The sequence below is a fragment of the Aureimonas sp. Leaf427 genome, from assembly GCF_001425485.1.
Classification (GTDB): Bacteria; Pseudomonadota; Alphaproteobacteria; order Rhizobiales; family Rhizobiaceae; genus Plantimonas.
Genome location: NZ_LMQW01000019.1, coordinates 12226 through 31482 on the forward strand (window position 1 = coordinate 12226; position 19257 = coordinate 31482).

Consider the following 19257-nt stretch of genomic DNA (forward strand, 5'->3'; position numbering starts at 1 on the left):
TAGACATCATGAGCCAACCTCCGCGGCGTTCGCGTCCGAAGCGGCCCGGCCAGACGATCGACCTCAAGGCCGAACGCTCCGGTACGGTCGGCTATGCCGGCCCCGTCTCGTCCTCCCCGGCCGAGGCCGAGGCTCCCGAAGACCGTCTGACGGATGCGGCGACGACCGTTCCCGCCCAGACCTCGACGACCGAGACCGCGACGACCGAGGCCGCTCCGGCCTTCGTGACGCCGCCGGCCGAGACGCCGGCCGCACAGGACGGCGCGGCATCCGCCGGGGCGGGCGAGAGCGCGGACAAGACGACGCTGCGCGATTTCGCCGAGGACGAGGGTCTTCTCGATCCCGGCCAGCGCGAGAAGCCGGTGCAGGAGTTCGAGGACGAGACGATCCTCGCCGCGGCGGCGCCCGACGCGGCGGCGCGGGAGGCCGCGGCCTCCGCCGCCAAGCCGAACTTCGACTATCACGCGGCCAACTCGCTGAACCAGCACGACCATCGCGGCGGCGGCTTCGGCTCGGCGCTCGGGGCCGGTCTCCTCGGCGCCCTCATCGCCCTCGGCGGCGCGGGCGCGGCGCAATATGCCGGGCTTCTGCCGAGCTTCGGGCGCCAGGACCCGGCCGAACTGACCCAGCAGTTCGCCACCAAGGGCGATCTGCAGCAGGCGGCGGCCGATGCCGCGACCCTGCGCACCGACGTGGAACAGCTGAAATCCGCCCAGGCGGCCGGCGGCGCCGGCGCGGGCGCGACGACCGCCGATCTCAACGCCGTCGCCGACCGCGTCACCGCGATCGAGCAGCGCGCGACCCAGGCGGGCGCGCCGGTCGACCAGGGCGCCGTGGACGGCCTGCGCACGGCTGCCGACGAGGCCAAGCGTCTCGCCGACGAGGCCAAGCGCGTGGCGGACGAGGCGACGGCGGCCGTCGCCGCCATCCGCCAGACGGCGGACGGCGCGGCGCAGACCGCCGGCAATGCGCAGTCGATCGCCGGCAATGCCGTGCAGGCGACCGAGACCGCGCAGCAGACCGCGACGACGGCCCAGGCCGCCGCCACCGCCGCGCAGCAGGCGGCCGCGACTGCCCAGTCGACCGCCGGCTCCGCCACCTCCGCGATCTCGGCGCTGGAGCCGCGCATCGCGGCCATGGAAGCCTCGAGTCGTCAGGCCGCCGTGTCCATCGCGGCCGCGAGCCTCAAATCGGCGATCGACGGGGGCAGCCCCTTCATGGGCCAGCTCGAGCGCTTCGCGACGGTCGCCGGTCCTTCGCCGGCGGTGGAGACGCTGCGGGGCTTCGCCGCCTCGGGCGTGCCCTCCAAGGCGTCGCTCGCGGCCGGCTGGCCGGAGGTCGAGCAGTCGATCGCCGCGGCGCTTCGTCCGGCTCCGGCCGAAGGCGATGTCGGCGGGCAGGTGCTGAGCGGGCTCAGCGCGCTCGTCACCGTGCGCAAGTCCGGCCCGGCGCCGGCCTCGGCCGAGGGCGCGGACGCGGCTCTCTCGCGCCTTTCGGCGGCGATCTCGGCCGGCGATCTGAAGGGTTTCCTCGCGGAATGGGACAAGCTTCCCGAGGCCGGAAAGACGGCAAGCGCCGACTTCCAGGCGCGCGTCAAGGCGCGGGCGGAAGCCGAAGATGTGATCGGGCAGACGCTCGACGCGGCCGTCCAGGCCGTGGGCACGGCGGGTTGAGGATCTAAGCGATGCTGCGTATTCTCGCCTTCTTCCTGATCGTCCTCGTCTTCGCGCTCGGTTTTTCCTGGCTCGCGGACAATCCGGGCTCCGTCCAGCTCACCTTCCTCGGCAGCGAGGTCGGTACGAGCTTCATGGTCTTCGTGATCCTGCAACTCCTCCTCGTCGCGGCCGCCGTTCTCGGCTTCTGGCTGCTGCGCGGCCTGTTCAAGACGCCCGGCCGGATCGGCGGCTTCTTCCGCACGCGCCGCCGCGACAAGGGCTATCAGGCGCTCTCGACCGGCATTCTGGCGGCCGGCGCGGGCGACGCCGTGCTCGCTCGCCGCATGACGCGCAAGGCGGACAAGTTCCTCGGCGTGCGCCGCGAGCCGCTCGTGCGCTTCCTCGACGCGCAGACCGCCATGATCGAGGGCGATCACGGGCGTGCGCGCTCGGTCTTCGAATCCATGGAGCGGGACCCGCAGACGCGGCTCCTGGCGCTGCGCGGCCTCTATCTGGAAGCCGAGCGCCTGGGCGACGACACGGCGGCCCGCGCCTATGCCGAGCAGGCCGCGCGCATCGCGCCGCATGTTCCCTGGGCCGGCGGCGCCGTCCTGGAGTCCAAGGCCATGGCCGGGGACTATCGCGGCGCGCTCGACATTCTGGAGGCGCAGCGCTCGAACCGGCTGATCGACGCGGCCGAATCCAAGCGGCTGCGCGCGGTTCTCCTCACCGCCCAGGCGATCGAGGTCTCCGATCGCGATCCCGAGGCCGCCCGCACGGCGGCCGTCGAGGCGCACAAGCTGGCGCCGGATCTGACGCCCGCCGCCGTCGCGGCCTCGCGCGCGCTCTTCCGCCTCGGCGATCTGAAGCGCGGTTCGAAGATCCTGGAAGCGGCCTGGACCGCCGAGCCGCATCCCGACCTTGCCGTCGCCTATGTCCACGCGCGGCCGGGCGATTCGGTCGCCGACCGCTTGCGGCGCGCGCGGCGCCTGCAGGAGCTGCGCCCGAGCCACGTGGAATCGCATATCGCGGTCGCCCATGCGGCGCTCGACGCCAAGAACGTGCCGCTCGCACGGGCGGAGGCGGAGGCGGCGCTGAAGCTCGAGCAGCGCGAGGGGCTCTATCTCCTGATGGCCGACATCGAGGAGGCCGAGGGTGGCACGGAAGGCCGTGTCCGCGAGTGGCTCGGCCGCGCGATCCGCGCGCCGCGCGATCCCGCCTGGACGGCGGACGGCACGGTGGCCGAGGTCTGGTCGCCGATCTCTCCCGTGACGGGGCGGATCGACGCCTTCCGCTGGAAGGTGCCGACCCAGCGCCTCGGCGCGCCCGGCGCCGGCACGGCGATCGAGGCGGAGCCGGCCGGCCCCGTTCTCGGCTCGCTCGGCGTCGAGCCGTCGCACGCCGCGCCGGAGCGCCCGGTGCCGGGACCCGGCTTCGGCGGCGGCGCCATTCCCGCGCCGGCCTCCGATGCCGCCGCGGAGGATGGGCCCCATGTTGGGGTGAACGGCGCTTCCACCGCGAAACCCGAAGGCGGTCTTCGGCTTTTCTGACGAAACTTTCTGTGGTGCGGCGCGCAAATGCGTTGCACCATAGGCCTTTGAGACTGCGCCCGGTTGCGGGCGTGGCCGGCGGAGACCGATGGCGATGTTCGAAGGCTTCAAGGATTTCCTGCGCACGATGGGCGTCGACGAGGCACTCGGCCTTGCCGAGCGCGCCAGCGCGGACGATCCGCGGGTCGCGGCCGCAGCGCTTCTCTTCCATGTCGGCGAAGCCGACGGCGCGATCACGCCCGTCGAGATGGCCAGCCTCAAGGCGGCGCTCGCCGAGGAGTTCGGCCTTGCCGACGACGAGGCCGAGCGGATCGCCGAGGCCGGCCGGGAGGCCGACCAGGACGCGGTCGATCTCTACCGTTTCACCAACGTCCTGAAGAACAAGCTCGACGAGCCCGCGCGCATCCGCTTCGTCGAGATCCTCTGGGACGTGACCTATGCCGACGGCACGGTGCACGAGCTGGAGGACAACACGATCTGGCGCGTCGCCGATCTCCTCGGCGTCTCGACGCGCGACCGGATGATCGGCAAGCAGCATGCCGCCCGCCGGCGGGAAAGGGTGGAATGAGCGCCCTCCAGGCGCCGGCCCCCGGCGAGACCTTGCTTCGGACGAGCGCTCCCGCCCCCCGCATGCGCCTTTCCGGTGCCGACGACGAGCGGCCCGTCCTCGTCGTGCTCCATCAGGAAACCTCCACGCCCGGCCGCGTCGGCCAGCTTCTCCATGCCCATGGCGTGCGGCTCGACATTCGCCGGCCCGTGATCGGGGACCGCCTGCCCGAGACGATGGACGATCATCGCGGCGCGATCGTCTTCGGCGGGCCGCCGAGCGCCAACGACGGCGACGACTATCTGAAGCGCGAGATCGACTGGATCTCCGTGCCGCTCGCCGAGAAGAGCCCGCTGCTCGGCATCTGCCTCGGCGCGCAGATGATGGCCAAGCAGCTGGGCGGAGAGGTCCGCCCCCATCCGGACGGGCTGGTCGAGGTCGGCTACTATCCGCTGGAGGTCACGGGCGCCGGCCGCGCGCTCGTCTCGGACTGGCCGTCGATGATCTACCAGTGGCACCGCGAGGGCTTCGACCTGCCGGCGGGCGCCGAGCTGCTCGCGGCCGGCGAGCGCTTCCCGAACCAGGCCTTCCGCTACGGCGAAACCGCCTACGGCATCCAGTTCCATGCCGAGCTGACGCTGGCCATGGTCCACCGCTGGACCGTGCACGGCCACGAGCGCCTCACCCTGCCCGGCGCCCAGCTCCGCCGCGACCATTTCGACGGCCGCGCGATCTACGACGCGCCCGTGCGCCGCTGGCTCGACCTCTTCCTCGCGCGCATCTTCGGGCGGCCTGCCGAGGTGGTGTGAGCCGCCGGCTGCCGCCCTTGCGCTGATCCCGCCGGCGCGCGGTCAATGCGTCGGCTGCTCCTCTCGGTGGTTCAGCGTGCGGATGCGGCGAAGTTCGGGGAAGAGCATCGACCAGATGGCGGCGACGCCGACCGTCGCTGCGCCGCCGAGCGCCACGGCCGGGACAGCGCCGATCCAGAAGGCGACGAGGCCCGCGCGGAATTCGCCGAGCTCGTTGGAAGCGCCGACGAAGACCATGTTCACCGCATTGACGCGTCCGCGCACCTCGTCCGGCGTCCAGAGCTGCATCAGCGTCTCGCGCACGTAGACGCTGATCATGTCGGAGGCGCCCATGAGGAAGAGCGCGACGATCGAGAGCCAGGGCACGGTGGAGAGGCCGAACACGACGGTGAAGGCGCCGAAGAGGGCGACGAAGCCGAACATGACGAGACCGGCATGGTCGCGCACGGGATGGGCCGTGAGGTAGAGGACCATGGCGATGGCGCCGAGGCCGGGCGCGGCCCGCAGCAGCCCGAGGCCCCAGGGACCGACCTCCAGGATGTCGCGCGCATAGATCGGCAGGAGCGCCACCGCGCCGCCGAGGAGAACGGCGAAGAGATCGAGCGAGATCGCGCCGAGCACGACCTTTTCCGACCAGATGAAGCGGAAGCCCGCGACGATCGTCTCCAGGCTCGGCGGCTGGCCGGGCGTGCGCTGGGCGGGCGCGCGGATCGACAGGACGAGCACGGCGCCCGCCGCGAACATGAGAAGCGCGACGCTATAGGCGATGTCCGGGTTCAGCCCGTAGAGAAGGCCGCCGGCGACGGGGCCGACGATCGAGGCGATCTGCCAGGAGGAGGAGTTCCAGGCGATCGCCTGCGGCAGCTCCTCGCGCGAGACGAGATTGACGACCAGCGACTGGCTGGCCGGGCCGAAGAAGGCGCGCGCCACGCCGAAGCCGATCAGGACGATGAAGACCGGCGTGGCGGAGGAGAGGCCCTGGATGGTCAGCCAGAGAAGCGCCGCCGCGCCCGCCGCCTCCGCCGCGATGGAAAAGGCCATGATGCGGCGGCGGGAATAACGGTCGGCCGCCGTGCCCGTGACGAGGAAGAGGAGAAGCGAGGGCAGGAACTGGCAGAGGCCGACGAGGCCGAGATCGAGCGGATCGCGCGTCAGGTCGTAGATCTGCCAGCCGACCGAGACCGAGACGATCTGCACCGCGAAGGCGGCGAAGAAGCGCGAGAGCCAGTAGCGCAGGAACTGCGAGTTCCCGAAGATCGCGAAACGGCCGGGCGCGGCCCCGTCGGCGGCGCCCGTGGAAGGATCGGCTGGGGTCACGGAGAAGACTTTCGAAGCTCGGTCTGCCGGCGGTTGGCGGGACGCCCCGCCGGCTCAGTCCGATTGGGATCTCGCCGCTTCGGCCGGCGGCTCGCCACGGCGAGGCATCCGGCGGCCGGTCGAAGCCGCGAATTGGGGTATCAGAGGGTCACGCGCCAGATCATGTCGCGGCTCTCGCCGGGGCCGAGATGGAGGATGCCGGGCTTGTCGGAGAACTCCCCGTCCCAGCCGACGGGGCTCGCCATGGAGTACCAGGGCTCGATGCAGACGAAGAGGGCGCCGCCCGGCTTCGACCAGATGCCGAGATCCTTGTAGCCCTCCCAGGAGAAGCTGAGCGCGCGGACCGCTCCGCCGTCCGCGCCCTTGGCGACGTAGCGCACCGAGCGGCTGGCGACGCCCGGCATGACGATCGCATCGTTGGCGAAGAGGGCTTCGGAGAGCGGCAGCGTCCGTCCGTCGAAGGGCAGGGGCTTGCCCGGCCCGAGCAGGCCGCCGACGACCGACAAGGCCTCGCCGGATTCGGGCGCGTCGAACTCGATGACGTGGTCGTCCTTGGCGATGCCGTCGACGAGCGGCCAGCGGAAGCCGGGATGGGCGCCGATCCCGCAGGGCAGGACCTCGGCGCCGGGATTGGCCACCCGCGCGGTGACCGAGAGGGTCGTGTCCTCGACCTCGTAGATCATGTCCAGCGTGAAGGCGAAGGGGAAGAGCGCGCGCGTCTGCGCGTCGTCGGAAAGGCGCAGCACGGCGCGGCTGTCCGTCCGCTCGATCACCTCGAAGATCCGGTCGCGGGCAAAGCCGTGCTGCGTGACGTGATGGGCCTCGCCCTCGTGGCGCAGCGCATCGCCGGCCAGCCGCCCGACGATCGGGAAGAGAACCGGCGCCTGGCGCGTCCATTCCGGCCCGCCCTGCCAGAGAAGCTCGCCGCCTGCCGCGTCCTTCAGGCCGACGAGCTCGGCGCCCGACAGGGCGATCTCGGCGGCAACGCCCTTGGTCCTGATCGTGATCCGCTCGCCCATCTGGCTCCCCCTCGCGTCGCGCCGATTTTCTAGATCATCCGCGCGGGATAGGACAGGGGCCCTTTGGGTCGGGGGAAGGGGCCGGACGACGGCCTTGCCCGGCCGGTGCTTCGGGGGCGGGTCCGAGCGGGGAAGTGGGCCTGCGGCCGGTGTCTTACGCCGCGACCCTGCGGCGGCCGGCCTTCTGGCGATACATGGCGGCATCGGCCACCGCCATGAGATCCTCGAAGCTCTGTCCACCCATCCAGAGCGCCGCGCCGACGCTGGCGCCGAGGCGCGTCACGACGTCGCCGATGGTGAGGTTGCGGTCGAGGAAGCGGCAAAGCGCGGCGACCGTTCCGGCGAGTTCGGTGTCGGTGGAGGCGGAGACGAGCATGGCGAACTCGTCGCCGCCGATCCGCGCGACGGTTTCCGGCCGGCCCGCCGACATCGACAGGAGCGAGCCGACATGGCGCAGGACGTCGTCGCCCTTGCGGTGGCCGAACGTGTCGTTGATCGGCTTGAACCCGTCGAGATCGATCAGGATCAGGCCGAAGCCCCGATGGGAGCGGGCCGACTGAGCCACCGCATCGCCGAAGGCGCGTTCGAGACGCCTGCGATTGGCCAGTCCCGTCAGCGCGTCGGTGAGGGCGGCGATCTTCAGCTGGTCCTCGTTGCGCTTGCGCTCGGTGATCTCGACGGAGACGCCGACGATCCGCACGACGGCGCCCGTCTGCGGATCGAAGAGCGGCGTCAGGGTCGTGCGCCACCAGGTGGCCGCCCCGTGCATCGTGAAGGTCTCGTCGTAGTCGTGGAACGAGCGCATTTCGATACATTCGCGATAGCGCGTCTCGACGGCGCTCGCGATGGCGGGCGGCAGGCACTCTTCGGGCGTGAAGCCGATCGTCTCCGATGCGGGAAAGCCGGTCGCCTGTTCCGACGAGCGGTTGACGGCGGAGAAGCGCAGCGATCCGTTCTCTTCGACATCGACGACGAAGGCCGGAATTCCAATCAGATCGATACTGACGGCACTCATTGGTCTCACTCTCCCCGTCGGCCCGCCGGTGGTTTTAGGGGCCGTGCGTCAACCGGGGGTTAAGACCACGCGACTGGAAAAAAGACCGGGGGCAGGGCCCTCGGCAGGTGCGCTTCCACCGCCGGTCGGGTCGTCGCGAGCCATAGCGCCCATGCTCGCGACGTCCCGCCCGCCATGCTCGAAGGAGATCGGGGCCCTTTCGGTCGCCCGCCCGGCAACGGCGGCCGGAGCCGATTGGCACCGGTCCCTGAAGGACGTCAGCCGTTGGGCTTCAGGACGACCTTGGTGCAGCCGTCCTTCTTGTCGCGGAACATCTTGTAGAGCTCCGGCCCTTCCTCAAGGCTGGTGGACCGGTGGCTGATGATGAAGGACGGGTCGATCTCGCCCTTCTCGATGCGCTCCAGAAGCGGCTTCATGTAGCGCAGCATGTGGGTCTGGCCCGTCTTCAGGGTGAGACCCTTGTTCATGAGGACGCCGAGCATGACGGGGCCGGCCGGCCCGGCGAAGACGCCCGGCATCGAGACCGTGCCGCCGGGACGGCAGGCGAGGATCGCCTGGTTCAGCGCGAAGGGCCGGTCCATGCTGACGGTCGCGGCCATGACGGCGGAGGAGACCTTTTGGGCGATCGTGTCGGCGCCGTGCGACTCCATGCCGACCGCCTCGATGACGGCGTCGGGACCCTGCCCCCTCGTCAACTCCATCAGCCGGTCCTGAACGTTCTCCTCGCCGAAATCGATGACCTCCGCGCCCGCCTGGCGCGCCAGGTCCAGGCGCTCGGGCACCGTGTCGATGGCGATCACCCGCTCGGCGCCGAGCAGGAAGCAGGACTTGATGGCGAGCACGCCGACCGGGCCGCAGCCCCAGATCGCGACGGTCTCGCCGCCCTTCAGCCCGCAATTCTCGGCGGCCATGTAGGCGGTCGGGAAGATGTCGGAGAGAAACAGGACCTGCTCGTCCTCCAGCCCGTTCGGCACGACGAGCGGCCCGACATCGGCGAAGGGCACGCGCAGATATTCGGCCTGCCCGCCGGAAAAGCCGCCGGTGATATGCGAGAAGCCGAAGAGGCCCGCCAGCGGATAGCCGAACTGCTCGGCCTGCATCCGGCCGTTCGGATTGGTCCGCTCGCAGCACGACCAGTTGCCCCATTGGCACTGGCGGCACTGGCCGCAGGACATGGTGAAGGGCACGACGACCCGGTCGCCGACCTTCAGCCGCTGGCCCGCCGTCCGCCCGACCTCCACGACCTCGCCCATCGTCTCGTGACCGAGGATGTCGCCGCTCTCCATGGTCGGCATGAAGCCGCCCATCAGATGCAGGTCGGAGCCGCAGATGGCGCAGGCCGTCACCTTGATGACGACGTCGCGGTCGTCCTCGATGCGGGGATCGGGAACCGTGTCGCAGCGGATGTCGCCTTTACCGTGCCAGGTGAGAGCTTTCATGACGCGTGTTCCTTCGATGGTTCGATGAAACACCAACACGTCGCGCGGGACGATGGGTCCTTGAAACCTCGTCAGTCAGCTAAGGCTAAACCTTTGACCGGATGAGAATTCTCCGCGGAAGCGACGCGGCGCGGCAGGCGCGTCGCCTGCTGCGAGGCGCGCGTGGAGGCGCAGCGGCAACCGCGGCGGCGGGGCGACCGCTCGGCTTTCGGCGAGGCGGCCGGCCTGGAAGCGGAGGGCTCGGCATGGGCATGCGGGCCGGCGAACCCTCGTCGACGCCACCCGTCGCGTCGTGCCTGAAAGCTCTATTCCGTGGGCTTCTTGGCGCGCGGCTTCTTCACCGGCGCAATCGCCTTGGCTTCGGCCTCGGCAGCGGCCTGGGCCACGTCCCGCTCTTCGCGCGCGGCCTTCAGGCGGGCGGTCTTGGAGATCTCGGCATGCTTGGCCTCGCCGATCATCGTCATTGCGGAGCCTTTCTCGCCCTGCCCCTGCGGGCCCTTGAAATAGGCGTGGCCGGCCTTCACGGCGGCGGAGTCTTCATTCGACATGGGGCGGCTTTCTCGTTTGGGACGACGGGCCGGGAGAGCGGACGGAGCGACCGGCCCTTCCGAGGCTCTAGGCGAGTTGAGCGAGGGTGCAGCCCCCCGATCGCGACGAACGCTGCCAGGAACATATAGAGCGTAAGGCGCCCGAACAGATTGTCGCCGCTAAAGAAAGGCAAATGCCGATTGGACTTGCCTCGGGAAAGTGGAGAGCGGTTAGATGTTACGCGGCCTGCCTCTCGAATTGAAGCGTGCTGATGAAGGTCAGCGCTGAATGGCGCCGGAGAGGGTTGTAGAATCCGTCGATGTAGCGGCCGATCGCGGTGGTCGCCTCGGCCCGAGTCTGGAAGACGGTGCGCCAGACGAACTCGGCCTTCAGCGTCTTGAAGAAGGTCTCGACCATCGCGTTATTGTAGCAATTTCCCTTGCCCGACATCGAGATCAGAATGCCGCGGTTTCGCAGTTCCGCCTGATACTCGATGGAGCAATATTGGCTGCCGCGGTCCGCGTGGTGAATAAGCCCTGCGGACGGACACCGTACGACGATCGCCCGGCGCAAGGCTGAAAGCCCCAGTTCCTTATGAAGGCGGTCGCTGGTTGCCCAGCCGACCACCCGCCGAGCAAAGAGATCGATGACGGCTGCCAGATACAGCCAACCCTTTCTCGTCCATACATAGGAGATGTCGGCACCCATTTCCGGTTCGGGCCGCTCGCCGTGAAGTCTTGATCCAAGAGGTTCGGCGCGATCGGGAAGGCATGCAAGCTGTCGGTGGTGCGCTTGAAGCGCCGCTTCTGTCGGGCCGTCATGCTGTTCTCGCGCATCAGGCGGGCAACGCGACGGCGTCCGATCGCCAAGCCGCTGCCGCGTAGTTCGTGCTCCATACGCGGACTGCCATAGGTCCCGTTCGACACGGCAAAGGCCGCGCGAACTTGCGCGAGCAGCATCAGGTCGGTACGCTGACGGTGACAGGCCGGGCGGTTCTGCCAGGCGAAGTAACCGCTCGGGCTGACGCCGAGAACCTTGCACATGCGCTGGACGGGGAAATCCTTCTTCGCCGCATCGATGAGGCGGAACTTCATCGACTTCCCTCCTTAGCAAAAAGTCGCGGCCCTCTTCAGAATCTCGTTCTCGCGCCGCCGACGCTTCAACTCGGCCGCCATGTCCTCCTGGCGCTCAGGAGGCGGCGCCTCCAGATCACGCTCCCGGCGCTTGTCCAGCCAGCGCCGCAACGTCGATAGCCCAATGCCGAGGTCCTCGGCGATCTCACGCTGTGTGCGGCCGCTCGTCTCCACCAGACGAACGGCCTCCGCCTCAAACTCCATGCCGAACCGGCGCTGCGGCTGCCCATGAAATGCTCCTTTTTCCTTCAGAAGAGCTTTCCACTTTCATGGGGCAAGTCCAGAGAATGCTGGCATCGTAAGGAAGCGCGCCGGCCGGGCCTCGTGGACTCCGCTCCAATCGATCCTGTTCAAAATCTGAGGACTGCGCTGCCTTTAAAATAGGATGATTTCGGCAGCGAAGTGACGGTTCTAGAACGCTGCGCTCACGTCTGAACTCTCATTCACCCCCGCCAAAGCCCGGAGCTTGCGCCCTGATCGGCCGTTTGCAACGGAGCCTGCCGGGGCGTTCCTCTGCTCAGTCGCTTCACGACCTCCTGACAGTGGGCCTCGACCGAGCCAGACGCGGCGAGGCGTAGGACGTTCGTGCCGGGCTCCGGCTCTTCGAGGGCTGCAAACTGGCTTTCGACGAGCAAGGCCGGCATGTAGTGCCCCGGCCGTGCGTCGACGCGGACCATGACAGTTTCGCGTTCGATAGCGAGGTAGGCGAAGAGAATGGCGGCGCCGCTTTCGAGTAGGCAATCACGATAGCACGCCTTCAAAGCTGAGCAGGCAAGAACCGTATCCTCTCCGCGCGCTGCAGCATCGGCGAGGAGGGCGGCCAGCCCTGTCAGCCAGGGGGCACGATCCGCGTCGGTCAGCGGAATGCCTGCACGCATCTTCTCGACGTTTGCCGCAGGATGTGTGTCGTCGCCATCAATGAAGCGAAATCCGTAGCCATCGCGAAGCGCTTCGCCCAGAGTCGACTTTCCACTTCCCGAAACGCCCATTGCAACCACGATACGAGCCTGTCTTTTCTGCATCGGTGATTCCATTTTTCGGCACTTTCCCGCTGCGCTTGGTCTCATTCGGATGCTTCGATGGGATGACGAGCCAGATGTTATGATGTGCGCTGTCCGCATCGAGCTGACGATGGATGTGGACGGCGGAGAGATCGCGCTGTCCTTGGACGAGATTGGCTTTTCCGCGCGCCCGCTGGCGGTCGTCAAAACCAAAGAGGACGGCGGACAGCTCGGGGGCAGCAGGCCGGCCAACCGCGTCAGGCGACGACGCGGCGGAGCGCCTCGCCCGACGCGGGCCGAGACGCTCGGCGCCTTTAGCAGGTCTACGATGCCGCCGCCGGAGACCTTGGCAATGTCGCAGAGGAAGGCCGAGCCGATCATGCAGCCGGCATGCCGGATGCGGGCGACGAGGGAAACGGCAGGGTCCCGTCATAGTGCTTGGGGTCGATGCCGAGCAATCGGTCGCAATGGGCACCCAGGATCAGAGAAAGCCGATGGATATCCAAGGAACGAAGGCGATCACGAGAAGGCCGAGAAGAAGCATTCCCAGATAGATCCAGATCTTGCGAAGCCCGGCCTCCGGCGGCACCTGTCCGATGATACAGGCAGCGTAATAGCAGAGCCCGAAGGGCGGAGCGAAAAGACCGAGGCCCATCGCCAGGATGACCACCATGGCGTAGTGAACCTCATGGATGCCCATCTGCTGCGCAACGGGAAACAGAAGAGGCCCGAACAATACGATCGCCGGAATGCCTTCGAGGACGCTGCCGAGCACCATGAAGGCGATGATCGACACCAGCATGAAGCCAGTTGCCCCACCGGGAATCTGCGCCATCATCGCGGCCAGATCGTGCGAGAAGCCCGACTGCGTCAGCGCCCAGCCCATCGCGCTCGCTGCCCCGACGATGAACAGGATCGCGCCCGAGAGCGACGCGGTCTGGATCAGCATCGGCATGACCTTCTTCCAGGTGAGCCCGCCACGATAAATCACGAGCCCGGCAACTAGCGAGTAGGCGATGCCGATGGTCGAGACTTCCGTCGCCGTCGCAATGCCCTCCACGACCGCGCTGCGGATGATAAACGGCAACAGAATGGCTGGAAGGGCAATGACGAAGGTCTTGCGCACGACGCTGAAGGGCGCGCGCTCGAACGTCACGGCGTCCTTTTCATGCCCGGCTCGCCAGCGGGCGACGAGCGCCAGGACGAGGGCCAGCACGAGGGCCGGCAGGATGCCGGCCGTGAACAGCGCGGCGATCGACACGCCGGTGACCGAGGCGATGGCGATCAGCACGATCGACGGCGGAATCGTCTCGCTCATCGCGCCGGAAGCGGCCAGGAGCGAGATCAGCTCGCCATCCTTCATGCCTCGTTTGCGCATTTCCGGAAACAGCACCGGCGCCACGGCGGCCATGTCGGCCGTCTTGGAACCCGATATGCCGGACACGAGCAGCATGGCGCCAAGCAGCACGTAGGACATGCCTGCCCGTACATGGCCGAGCAGCGAAGCAAGAAACGCCACCATCACCCGCGCCATGCCGGTAGCGTCCACAAGCTGCCCGAGAAGAACGAACAGCGGCACCGCGAGGAGGATGAGGCCGCTCATGCCTTCGTCCATCCGGCCGACGATGACGGTCAGCGGCGTGTTCGTCGTCGTGAGGAGATAGGAGGCCGTCGCGACGGAGAACGAGAAGGCGATCGGAACACCCATGACGACGCCAAGTCCGAGAAGCCCGACGAAGAAGACGAGAAGCGAACCGTGCCCGAGATCGGCCAGGAACGGGGCCGCAGACCAGAAGGCGGCGGCGACGGCCAGCATGGCGGCGATCACGCCGACGATGTCCCGCACGTTCTGGCGCGCCAGCCGCAGGAGCGAACTGAGAAGCGCGATGCCGAGCCCGACGGGAATGGCGAGCGCTCGGACCGTGCCTGACCAGCCGAGCGCCGGCGTCTCCACGAAGGACTGGTCATCGACGTAGTAGAGCGCCGGGTGCATGATCGCGATCAGGAACAGGCCCATCGTACAGATCGACAGCGTCTCGGCGAAGAGGCGCACCCGCGGCGACATCATCGAGGTGAAGAAGGTCAGGCGCATGTGCATGCCCCGCTGGACCGCAATCGCGCTGCCGAGCATGGCGAGCCAGAGGAAGAGGATCGAGGCGAGTTCGTCCGTCCAGATGATTGGATCGCGGAAGACGGCGCGTGCGACGACGCCGACGAAGAGAATGACCACTTCGGCGACCACGACCGCGGCCGCGGGAATCTCCACCGCCGCCCGCAGCCATCGTTCGATTTGCCATTCGGCAGCAGGCGAGTCCCCACCCGAGGCGGGGCTCGCCGAGTTGGCGAGCACCGCGTTCGTCATGACAGCGTTCCAACAACCGCCTCGAGCGCGGCCCAGACATCGGAGCCGAACTTGGCCTGCCATTCCTTGTAATAGCCAGCCGTGGCGAGAGTGGCGCGGAACGGGGCGCGGTCCACCGGCGCAAAGATCAGCCCCTTTCCGGTGAGGAGTGTCTTCAGGCTGGTGTTGAGAGCGGCGACGTCGGCGCGCTGCTCCAAGCTGGCGCGATCGAACTCTCTGACCACCACGGCCTTGAGGTCGTCGGGGAGGGCTCCAAAGGCGCGGCGGTTACCGAGAAGCCAGAAGGGGTCCCAGATGTGGTTCGTCTCGGCGACGTATTTCTGTACCTCGAAGAGCTTGCCGGATTCGATCGCGACGAGACCATTTTCCTGGCCGTCGACGAGATGCGTCTGCAGGGCGGTATAGAGCTCGTTGAAGTTGATGGAAGTCGGACTGGCGCCCAGCGCCTTGAAGACCGAGGTGAAGATCGGCGAGACGGGGACGCGGATGTGGTAGCCGACGAGATCTTCGGGCGATCTGATCTCCTTGGAGGCTGAAGTGATCTGGCGGAAGCTGTTGTCGGCCGCCTTGGAGACCGCGACCATCCCGACCTTCTCGATCTGTTGCCGCACGACATCGCCGAGCGCGCCGTCGATGCCCGGCCAGACTTGCTCATAGCCGCTGAAGGCGAAACCGACATTGGTGACGGCGACGGCGGGCGCGACTGTCGAGATGACCGAGCCGGCAAGGTTGAGGAACTCGATGCCCCCGGTGCGCACCTGCGTCAGGAGATCGGTGTCTGAGCCCAGTTGCGATGCCGGGAAGAAGCGAATTTCGAGACGCCCGTCGCTCGCTTCCTTGATGCGCAGGCAGGCCTGCTCGAGCCGCGCATTGATCGGCTGCGTGATCGACTGGCCGGTCGCCAGCTTGTAGCTGAACTCGGCGGCGTTTGCCGGACCGGTGCGGATGGCGACCAGCGGAACGGCTGCGAGCGAGGCGAGAACCGCGCGGCGCGAGATGCCGGCGGACGGGATCGTCGTATTCATTGTGGTTTCCTCCTCAAGATTGAAATGAACTGATGGTCTTTCGCCGTCGAAGCTCATGCGTCGTCTGAACGATGCCGATAGGCCGGGACACCTCCAATCGTCCCGGCTTATGGTCTTTTCAGGCTTGCTGCGTTGTCTCCCCGAGGCCGTTCGCGCGTTTGATCTCGTCGATGAGGGCGCTATGGTCGAGATCGCCTCCGCCCCTGTCCACCATCGAGCGAAAGAGAGCGTCGATCGCCCGTGCCAGGGGGAGGTCGAGCTTGTTGGCGCGGGCGACGTCGAGCGCGGCCCCCGTGTCCTTGATCTGGTACTTGGCGGGGCCACCTGGGCGAAAATCGCCCGTGACCATGCGCAGCCCATGCTGGCGAAGAACGGTCGAATCGGCGAAGCCGCCGAGCAGCGCCTCGCGGACGCGGGCCGGATCCGCCCCGCCGCTTTCGGCCAGAACGAAGGCTTCCGCTACGGTGCCAATCGTCGTGGCGACGATCAACTGGTTGGCGAGCTTTGTCAGCGATCCCGCGCCGACCGGTCCGACATGTGTCGGTCGTCCGAGCGCGCCGAAAACGCCCGACAGTCTTGAAACGACGTCTTCACGTCCGCCCGCCATGATGGCGAGCGTGCCCTCGCGCGCGCCGGTTTCGCCACCGGATACGGGCGCATCGACATAGCGAAGCCCGAGCGACTCGGCCTTGCGGCCTTGCTCTCGTGCCGTATCCGGCGCGATCGAGCTCATGACGAGAAGAATCGCGCCCGGCTTCATCACCGTCGCGGCGCCCTTGCTCCCGAAGAGAACCTCGTCGCAAACGGGGCCAGAGCTCAGCATGCACACGAGGACATCCGCGTTCAGGGCCGCGTTCTTCGAGATATCGGCCTGGCGGATGCCGAACCGAACGAGCGCTCTGGCCTTGTCCTGGCTCCTGTTCCAGGCGGCGACCTCGAAACCGGCCTCGGCGAGACGGCGGGCCATATGCCCACCCATGATCCCAGTGCCGACGAAGCCGATCCGGCGGATGGCCTCATCCATGGGGATGGTGCCTGACCGCGAAGCGGACCGGGCGCTCTTCCGCGACCAGCGCCGGGAACGCGGCCTGGAAGCGCTTGAGATGTAGCGTTTCCAGGTGCCGGTCGAAGGCGGCGCGGTCGTCGTAGACCTCGTAGAAGACGACCGAATTCGCCTCGCCTTCCATCGCCACCACGTCGAACTGCCGGCAGCCCGGCTCGTCGGCGATGGAGTGGCGGGCATCGTCCGATGCCGCGCCGAGGAAGGCTTCCATCGATTCCGGCTTCACGCGGAATTCGGCGACGACGACGAAGCTTCCGCGGGAGGTTGCGCCCGTTTCGCTCATTCGGCGGCCGCCGCGACGTGAGCCGGACGATAGCTCTCTTCCATCTCCTTGCGCAGTGCGACCACGTCGAGGTCGGCAGTCAGGTCCACGTCGTCGAAGCTGACGATCTGATCCTTCTCGATCGGACGCTTCAGCTTGACGTGGTGCGCTAGGCCGATCGGCAGGGCCTTCAAGGAGAGGCTGCGCGTTGCGGGAATGGCGTTCGCCCAGACCGCATAACCGCCCTCGCCGTCAAGCATCTCGCCGGGCTTCATCGCCTTCTTGGCGGTCGCGACGGCATCGCCGCGGAACTCCTTGGAGGAGCCCGTCGCCTCACCGCGCAAGACTGCCGAGAGCACGCTGATCGAGGTTTCGAGGCCGATGATGTGGAACGGACGCCACATGGAGCCGTACCAGCCGGACGGATCTGTCAGGAGGCCGTACTGCTTGAAGCAGGCGCGGGAATACTCGTTGTGCGCCTTGATCGTCACGAAGACGCCGTAGCGAATGTTGTTGAAGACCTCGCGCCCGTCCGGCTCCTGGCTGGCGGCGATGTCAACGAGGCCGGAACGGGCCATGCGGCCGCCGTCCGCCACCGGGCGGAATACGCGGGCGAGATCGTGCAAGCCGGACGGTGGGAAGGCGAGACCGTCCTCGGGGCAATCGAGCCCGGTGCCGTTGGCCACCGCCGCCATTTCGATGGCGGCCTTGGTACCGTCGGTGAAGGAGTTGTACATCTTCGGATTGAAGTCACCGGCCGCAACCTCCTCTTCGGTCCAGCCGAAGAAGCCCCAAACCGTGTCGGGGGTGGAGTAGCGGTAGCGCGGCTCGAAGTTCATGCCCTTGCCGGCGGCAGTGACCTCGAAGCCCGTGGCGCGCGCCCAATCGACGAGCTCGCAGATCAGCGCGGGCTGGTCGCCATAGGCCATGGAGTAGACGACGCCCTTCTGGCGGGCCTTCTCCGCCAGGATCGGCCCGCACATGACGTCGGCCTCGACATTGACCATGACGACGTGCTTGCCGGCCTCAATGGCGGCCAGCGCATGGCGCGTGCCAGCGATCGGATGGCCGGTTGCTTCGATGACGCACTCGATCTCCTCGCAGGCGAGCATGGCGGCGACATCGTCGGTGACGAAGGTCGTGCCCTCGCTGACGGCTTCGCCGGCGCTCTTGGCGCTGTAGCGCTCCGCTGGCCAGCCGACGCGGTCCAGCGAGGTGCGCGCCTTCGAGACGTCGAGATCGGCGACGGCGACCATGTGATAGCCGGCGATGCGCTGGGCTTGGCTCAGCACCATCGAACCGAACTTTCCGGCGCCGATGAGGCCAACACGGACGGGGCGGCCTTCGGCGGCGCGGGCGGCGAGCAGGGTGTAGAGATTCATGATGGTCCTCGAAGCATTGAAACGGATCAGCCGGCACGCGATCAACGCGACCCGGACGTTGGGTGAAATTCGAACGGGACCTCGCGCCACGAGCCGTCTGCGGCAGGGAGCGAAGCGTTTGAGATCTTGGCGTCGGCAAGCTGCTCCGGCCCCGTGGAAACGGCGGCGAATGGCAGCGATCGGGTTTCCTCCGCCGGCTCTTTAGCCGGTCTTGACGGACGATCTTTCCGATCGCCCTTGAAAGCACCGTAGGACTCGACGACGGCTTAGCGCAATTTAGACTTTTTGCCGGTTCGTTTAGCTCAGCTACACAACCGCCAAGGAGCGCGTGGCGAGGCGCATGCCATGGTAAGCGCTGTCCTGCACCCGGAGCGCACTCCCGGAGACGCCGTTCAGATTCGGTAGAAGCGCTCGGCCGTCGTTCGCAGGATCGCTCGCCGCTCCGCGGCCGAAAGATCGAGAACGGCCGCGCGGATGGCCGAGATAATGCGCTCGGGCGTGGCGAAAAGGCGATCGACGGGAAGGTTGGTGCCGACCATCGTCCGCCCGGGCCCGAAGCAGTCGATCGCGTGGCGCAGGAGAGGCAGCGTCGTATCGAGCGTCCAGGACCGGTTCCCGAGCCCGAAACCGCTGAGCTTGATCGCGATGTTGTCGGCCGTTGCCAGCCGCCTCACGGCGCAGCGCCACCCCGCGATCTCCTCCGCGCTACGGCCGGACATCATGACGGTATGATCGAGCACGATCCGGGTTTCGGGAAAGGCGCGCGCGAGGCGCAGGGCCTCGTCTGCCTGCTGCCAGTAGATCTGAAGGTCGAAGCTGAGGCCAAGTGGCGCCAGCAGGCCGAAACCCTCCCGCCAAGCGCGGTCGTCCATGAGATCGGCGCGTGCGACGCTGCGAAGCCGCGGCTCCTCCTGCCAGTTGAGGATCTGCCGAATGCCGCGCATGCGGGGAAAGGCGGCATGGGCTTCCAGAAGGGCACGGGCCTTCGGATCGCTGAGATCGGCGAAGCCGACGATCGCATCCGGCCAGCCTTCGTGCGAGGCCATTTCCTCTAGGCCGGATCGACATTCAGGATTCCCAATCGGGTTGATCGCTGATTCATAGGGTTCCGTGTTGCGACACGGAGCTTTGGATGGCGACCAAGCGGTAT

16 protein-coding genes and 1 pseudogene are annotated in these 19257 nt (G+C 67.7%); 4 read left to right on the forward strand and 13 right to left on the reverse strand.

Features of this window, described 5'->3' with window-relative positions:
- Nucleotides 1-8: 8 nt before the first annotated feature.
- The 4 genes from ASG62_RS12900 (at nucleotide 9) to ASG62_RS12915 (ending at nucleotide 4561) form a co-directional block, all read left to right on the forward strand.
- Nucleotides 9-1673, forward strand: coding sequence for a COG4223 family protein (locus tag ASG62_RS12900; RefSeq protein WP_056695115.1), 1665 nt, complete (start codon nucleotides 9-11; stop codon nucleotides 1671-1673).
- Between the two features lie 11 nt (nucleotides 1674-1684).
- Nucleotides 1685-3205, forward strand: coding sequence for a heme biosynthesis protein HemY (locus tag ASG62_RS12905; RefSeq protein WP_056695118.1), 1521 nt, complete (start codon nucleotides 1685-1687; stop codon nucleotides 3203-3205).
- 88 nt (nucleotides 3206-3293) lie between these two features.
- Nucleotides 3294-3773, forward strand: a complete 480-nt coding sequence (locus tag ASG62_RS12910; protein WP_244487583.1) for a TerB family tellurite resistance protein — start codon at nucleotides 3294-3296, stop codon at nucleotides 3771-3773.
- 62 nt (nucleotides 3774-3835) lie between these two features.
- Nucleotides 3836-4561, forward strand: a complete 726-nt coding sequence (locus tag ASG62_RS12915; protein ID WP_056695146.1) for a glutamine amidotransferase — start codon at nucleotides 3836-3838, stop codon at nucleotides 4559-4561.
- Nucleotides 4562-4603: 42 nt separating this feature from the next.
- On the opposite strand, the gene ASG62_RS12920 is transcribed toward ASG62_RS12915, so the two are convergent.
- The 13 genes and pseudogenes from ASG62_RS12920 to ASG62_RS12985 all read right to left on the reverse strand — a co-directional run bounded on the left by ASG62_RS12920 (nucleotide 4604) and on the right by ASG62_RS12985 (nucleotide 19153).
- Nucleotides 4604-5878 carry an MFS transporter gene (locus tag ASG62_RS12920; RefSeq protein WP_056695120.1) on the reverse strand — a complete coding sequence of 425 codons (1275 nt, stop codon included), beginning with the start codon at nucleotides 5876-5878 and terminating at the stop codon, nucleotides 4604-4606.
- 140 nt (nucleotides 5879-6018) lie between these two features.
- A complete protein-coding gene (locus tag ASG62_RS12925; RefSeq protein WP_056695122.1) occupies nucleotides 6019-6897 on the reverse strand; it encodes an aldose 1-epimerase family protein in 879 nt (292 codons plus the stop codon).
- 154 nt (nucleotides 6898-7051) lie between these two features.
- A complete protein-coding gene (locus ASG62_RS12930; RefSeq protein WP_056695124.1) occupies nucleotides 7052-7912 on the reverse strand; it encodes a GGDEF domain-containing protein in 861 nt (286 codons plus the stop codon).
- 257 nt (nucleotides 7913-8169) lie between these two features.
- Nucleotides 8170-9351, reverse strand: coding sequence for a zinc-dependent alcohol dehydrogenase (locus ASG62_RS12935; RefSeq protein ID WP_056695126.1), 1182 nt, complete (start codon nucleotides 9349-9351; stop codon nucleotides 8170-8172).
- Between the two features lie 305 nt (nucleotides 9352-9656).
- Nucleotides 9657-9899, reverse strand: a complete 243-nt coding sequence (locus ASG62_RS12940) for a hypothetical protein (protein WP_056695128.1) — start codon at nucleotides 9897-9899, stop codon at nucleotides 9657-9659.
- 217 nt (nucleotides 9900-10116) lie between these two features.
- Nucleotides 10117-11216 (reverse strand): annotated as a pseudogene (locus ASG62_RS12945) (IS3 family transposase).
- A gap of 239 nt (nucleotides 11217-11455) precedes the next feature.
- On the reverse strand, nucleotides 11456-12034 hold the full coding sequence (locus ASG62_RS12955; RefSeq protein WP_244487584.1) for a gluconokinase: 579 nt from the start codon (nucleotides 12032-12034) through the stop codon (nucleotides 11456-11458).
- Nucleotides 12035-12494: 460 nt separating this feature from the next.
- Entirely contained in the window at nucleotides 12495-14375 is a 1881-nt protein-coding gene (locus ASG62_RS12960; protein ID WP_056695135.1) for a TRAP transporter large permease subunit, read from the reverse strand.
- A complete protein-coding gene (locus tag ASG62_RS12965; RefSeq protein WP_056695136.1) occupies nucleotides 14372-15400 on the reverse strand; it encodes a TRAP transporter substrate-binding protein in 1029 nt (342 codons plus the stop codon). The genes ASG62_RS12960 and ASG62_RS12965 overlap by 4 nt, the downstream gene beginning before the upstream one ends.
- Before the next feature lie 118 nt (nucleotides 15401-15518).
- Entirely contained in the window at nucleotides 15519-16424 is a 906-nt protein-coding gene (locus ASG62_RS12970) for an NAD(P)-dependent oxidoreductase (protein ID WP_056695137.1), read from the reverse strand.
- Entirely contained in the window at nucleotides 16417-16746 is a 330-nt protein-coding gene (locus tag ASG62_RS27590; protein ID WP_056695138.1) for a putative quinol monooxygenase, read from the reverse strand. Before ASG62_RS27590 ends, ASG62_RS12970 begins: the two co-directional genes overlap by 8 nt.
- A complete protein-coding gene (locus ASG62_RS12980; protein WP_056695142.1) occupies nucleotides 16743-18107 on the reverse strand; it encodes an NAD(P)H-dependent oxidoreductase in 1365 nt (454 codons plus the stop codon). Before ASG62_RS12980 ends, ASG62_RS27590 begins: the two co-directional genes overlap by 4 nt.
- A 392-nt stretch (nucleotides 18108-18499) precedes the next feature.
- Nucleotides 18500-19153 (reverse strand): amidohydrolase family protein, encoded by a 654-nt coding sequence (locus ASG62_RS12985; protein WP_056695143.1) that lies wholly within the window; start codon nucleotides 19151-19153, stop codon nucleotides 18500-18502.
- Between the last annotated feature and the right edge of the window lie 104 nt (nucleotides 19154-19257).

What these genes read in the sequence shown, in the direction of transcription:
- ASG62_RS12915 (WP_056695146.1), top strand. Translation starts at nt 3,836, where the DNA reads ATGCGCCTTTCCGGTGCCGACGACGAGCGGCCCGTCCTCGTCGTGCTC.
- ASG62_RS12900 (WP_056695115.1), top strand. Translation starts at nt 9, where the DNA reads ATGAGCCAACCTCCGCGGCGTTCGCGTCCGAAGCGGCCCGGCCAGACG.
- ASG62_RS12965 (WP_056695136.1), bottom strand. Translation starts at nt 15,400, where the DNA reads ATGAATACGACGATCCCGTCCGCCGGCATCTCGCGCCGCGCGGTTCTC.
- ASG62_RS12985 (WP_056695143.1), bottom strand. Translation starts at nt 19,153, where the DNA reads ATGGCCTCGCACGAAGGCTGGCCGGATGCGATCGTCGGCTTCGCCGAT.
- ASG62_RS12910 (WP_244487583.1), top strand. Translation starts at nt 3,294, where the DNA reads ATGGCGATGTTCGAAGGCTTCAAGGATTTCCTGCGCACGATGGGCGTC.
- ASG62_RS12935 (WP_056695126.1), bottom strand. Translation starts at nt 9,351, where the DNA reads ATGAAAGCTCTCACCTGGCACGGTAAAGGCGACATCCGCTGCGACACG.
- ASG62_RS27590 (WP_056695138.1), bottom strand. Translation starts at nt 16,746, where the DNA reads ATGAGCGAAACGGGCGCAACCTCCCGCGGAAGCTTCGTCGTCGTCGCC.
- ASG62_RS12970 (WP_056695137.1), bottom strand. Translation starts at nt 16,424, where the DNA reads ATGGATGAGGCCATCCGCCGGATCGGCTTCGTCGGCACTGGGATCATG.
- ASG62_RS12905 (WP_056695118.1), top strand. Translation starts at nt 1,685, where the DNA reads ATGCTGCGTATTCTCGCCTTCTTCCTGATCGTCCTCGTCTTCGCGCTC.
- ASG62_RS12930 (WP_056695124.1), bottom strand. Translation starts at nt 7,912, where the DNA reads ATGAGTGCCGTCAGTATCGATCTGATTGGAATTCCGGCCTTCGTCGTC.
- ASG62_RS12960 (WP_056695135.1), bottom strand. Translation starts at nt 14,375, where the DNA reads ATGACGAACGCGGTGCTCGCCAACTCGGCGAGCCCCGCCTCGGGTGGG.
- ASG62_RS12955 (WP_244487584.1), bottom strand. Translation starts at nt 12,034, where the DNA reads ATGCAGAAAAGACAGGCTCGTATCGTGGTTGCAATGGGCGTTTCGGGA.
- ASG62_RS12940 (WP_056695128.1), bottom strand. Translation starts at nt 9,899, where the DNA reads ATGTCGAATGAAGACTCCGCCGCCGTGAAGGCCGGCCACGCCTATTTC.
- ASG62_RS12980 (WP_056695142.1), bottom strand. Translation starts at nt 18,107, where the DNA reads ATGAATCTCTACACCCTGCTCGCCGCCCGCGCCGCCGAAGGCCGCCCC.
- ASG62_RS12925 (WP_056695122.1), bottom strand. Translation starts at nt 6,897, where the DNA reads ATGGGCGAGCGGATCACGATCAGGACCAAGGGCGTTGCCGCCGAGATC.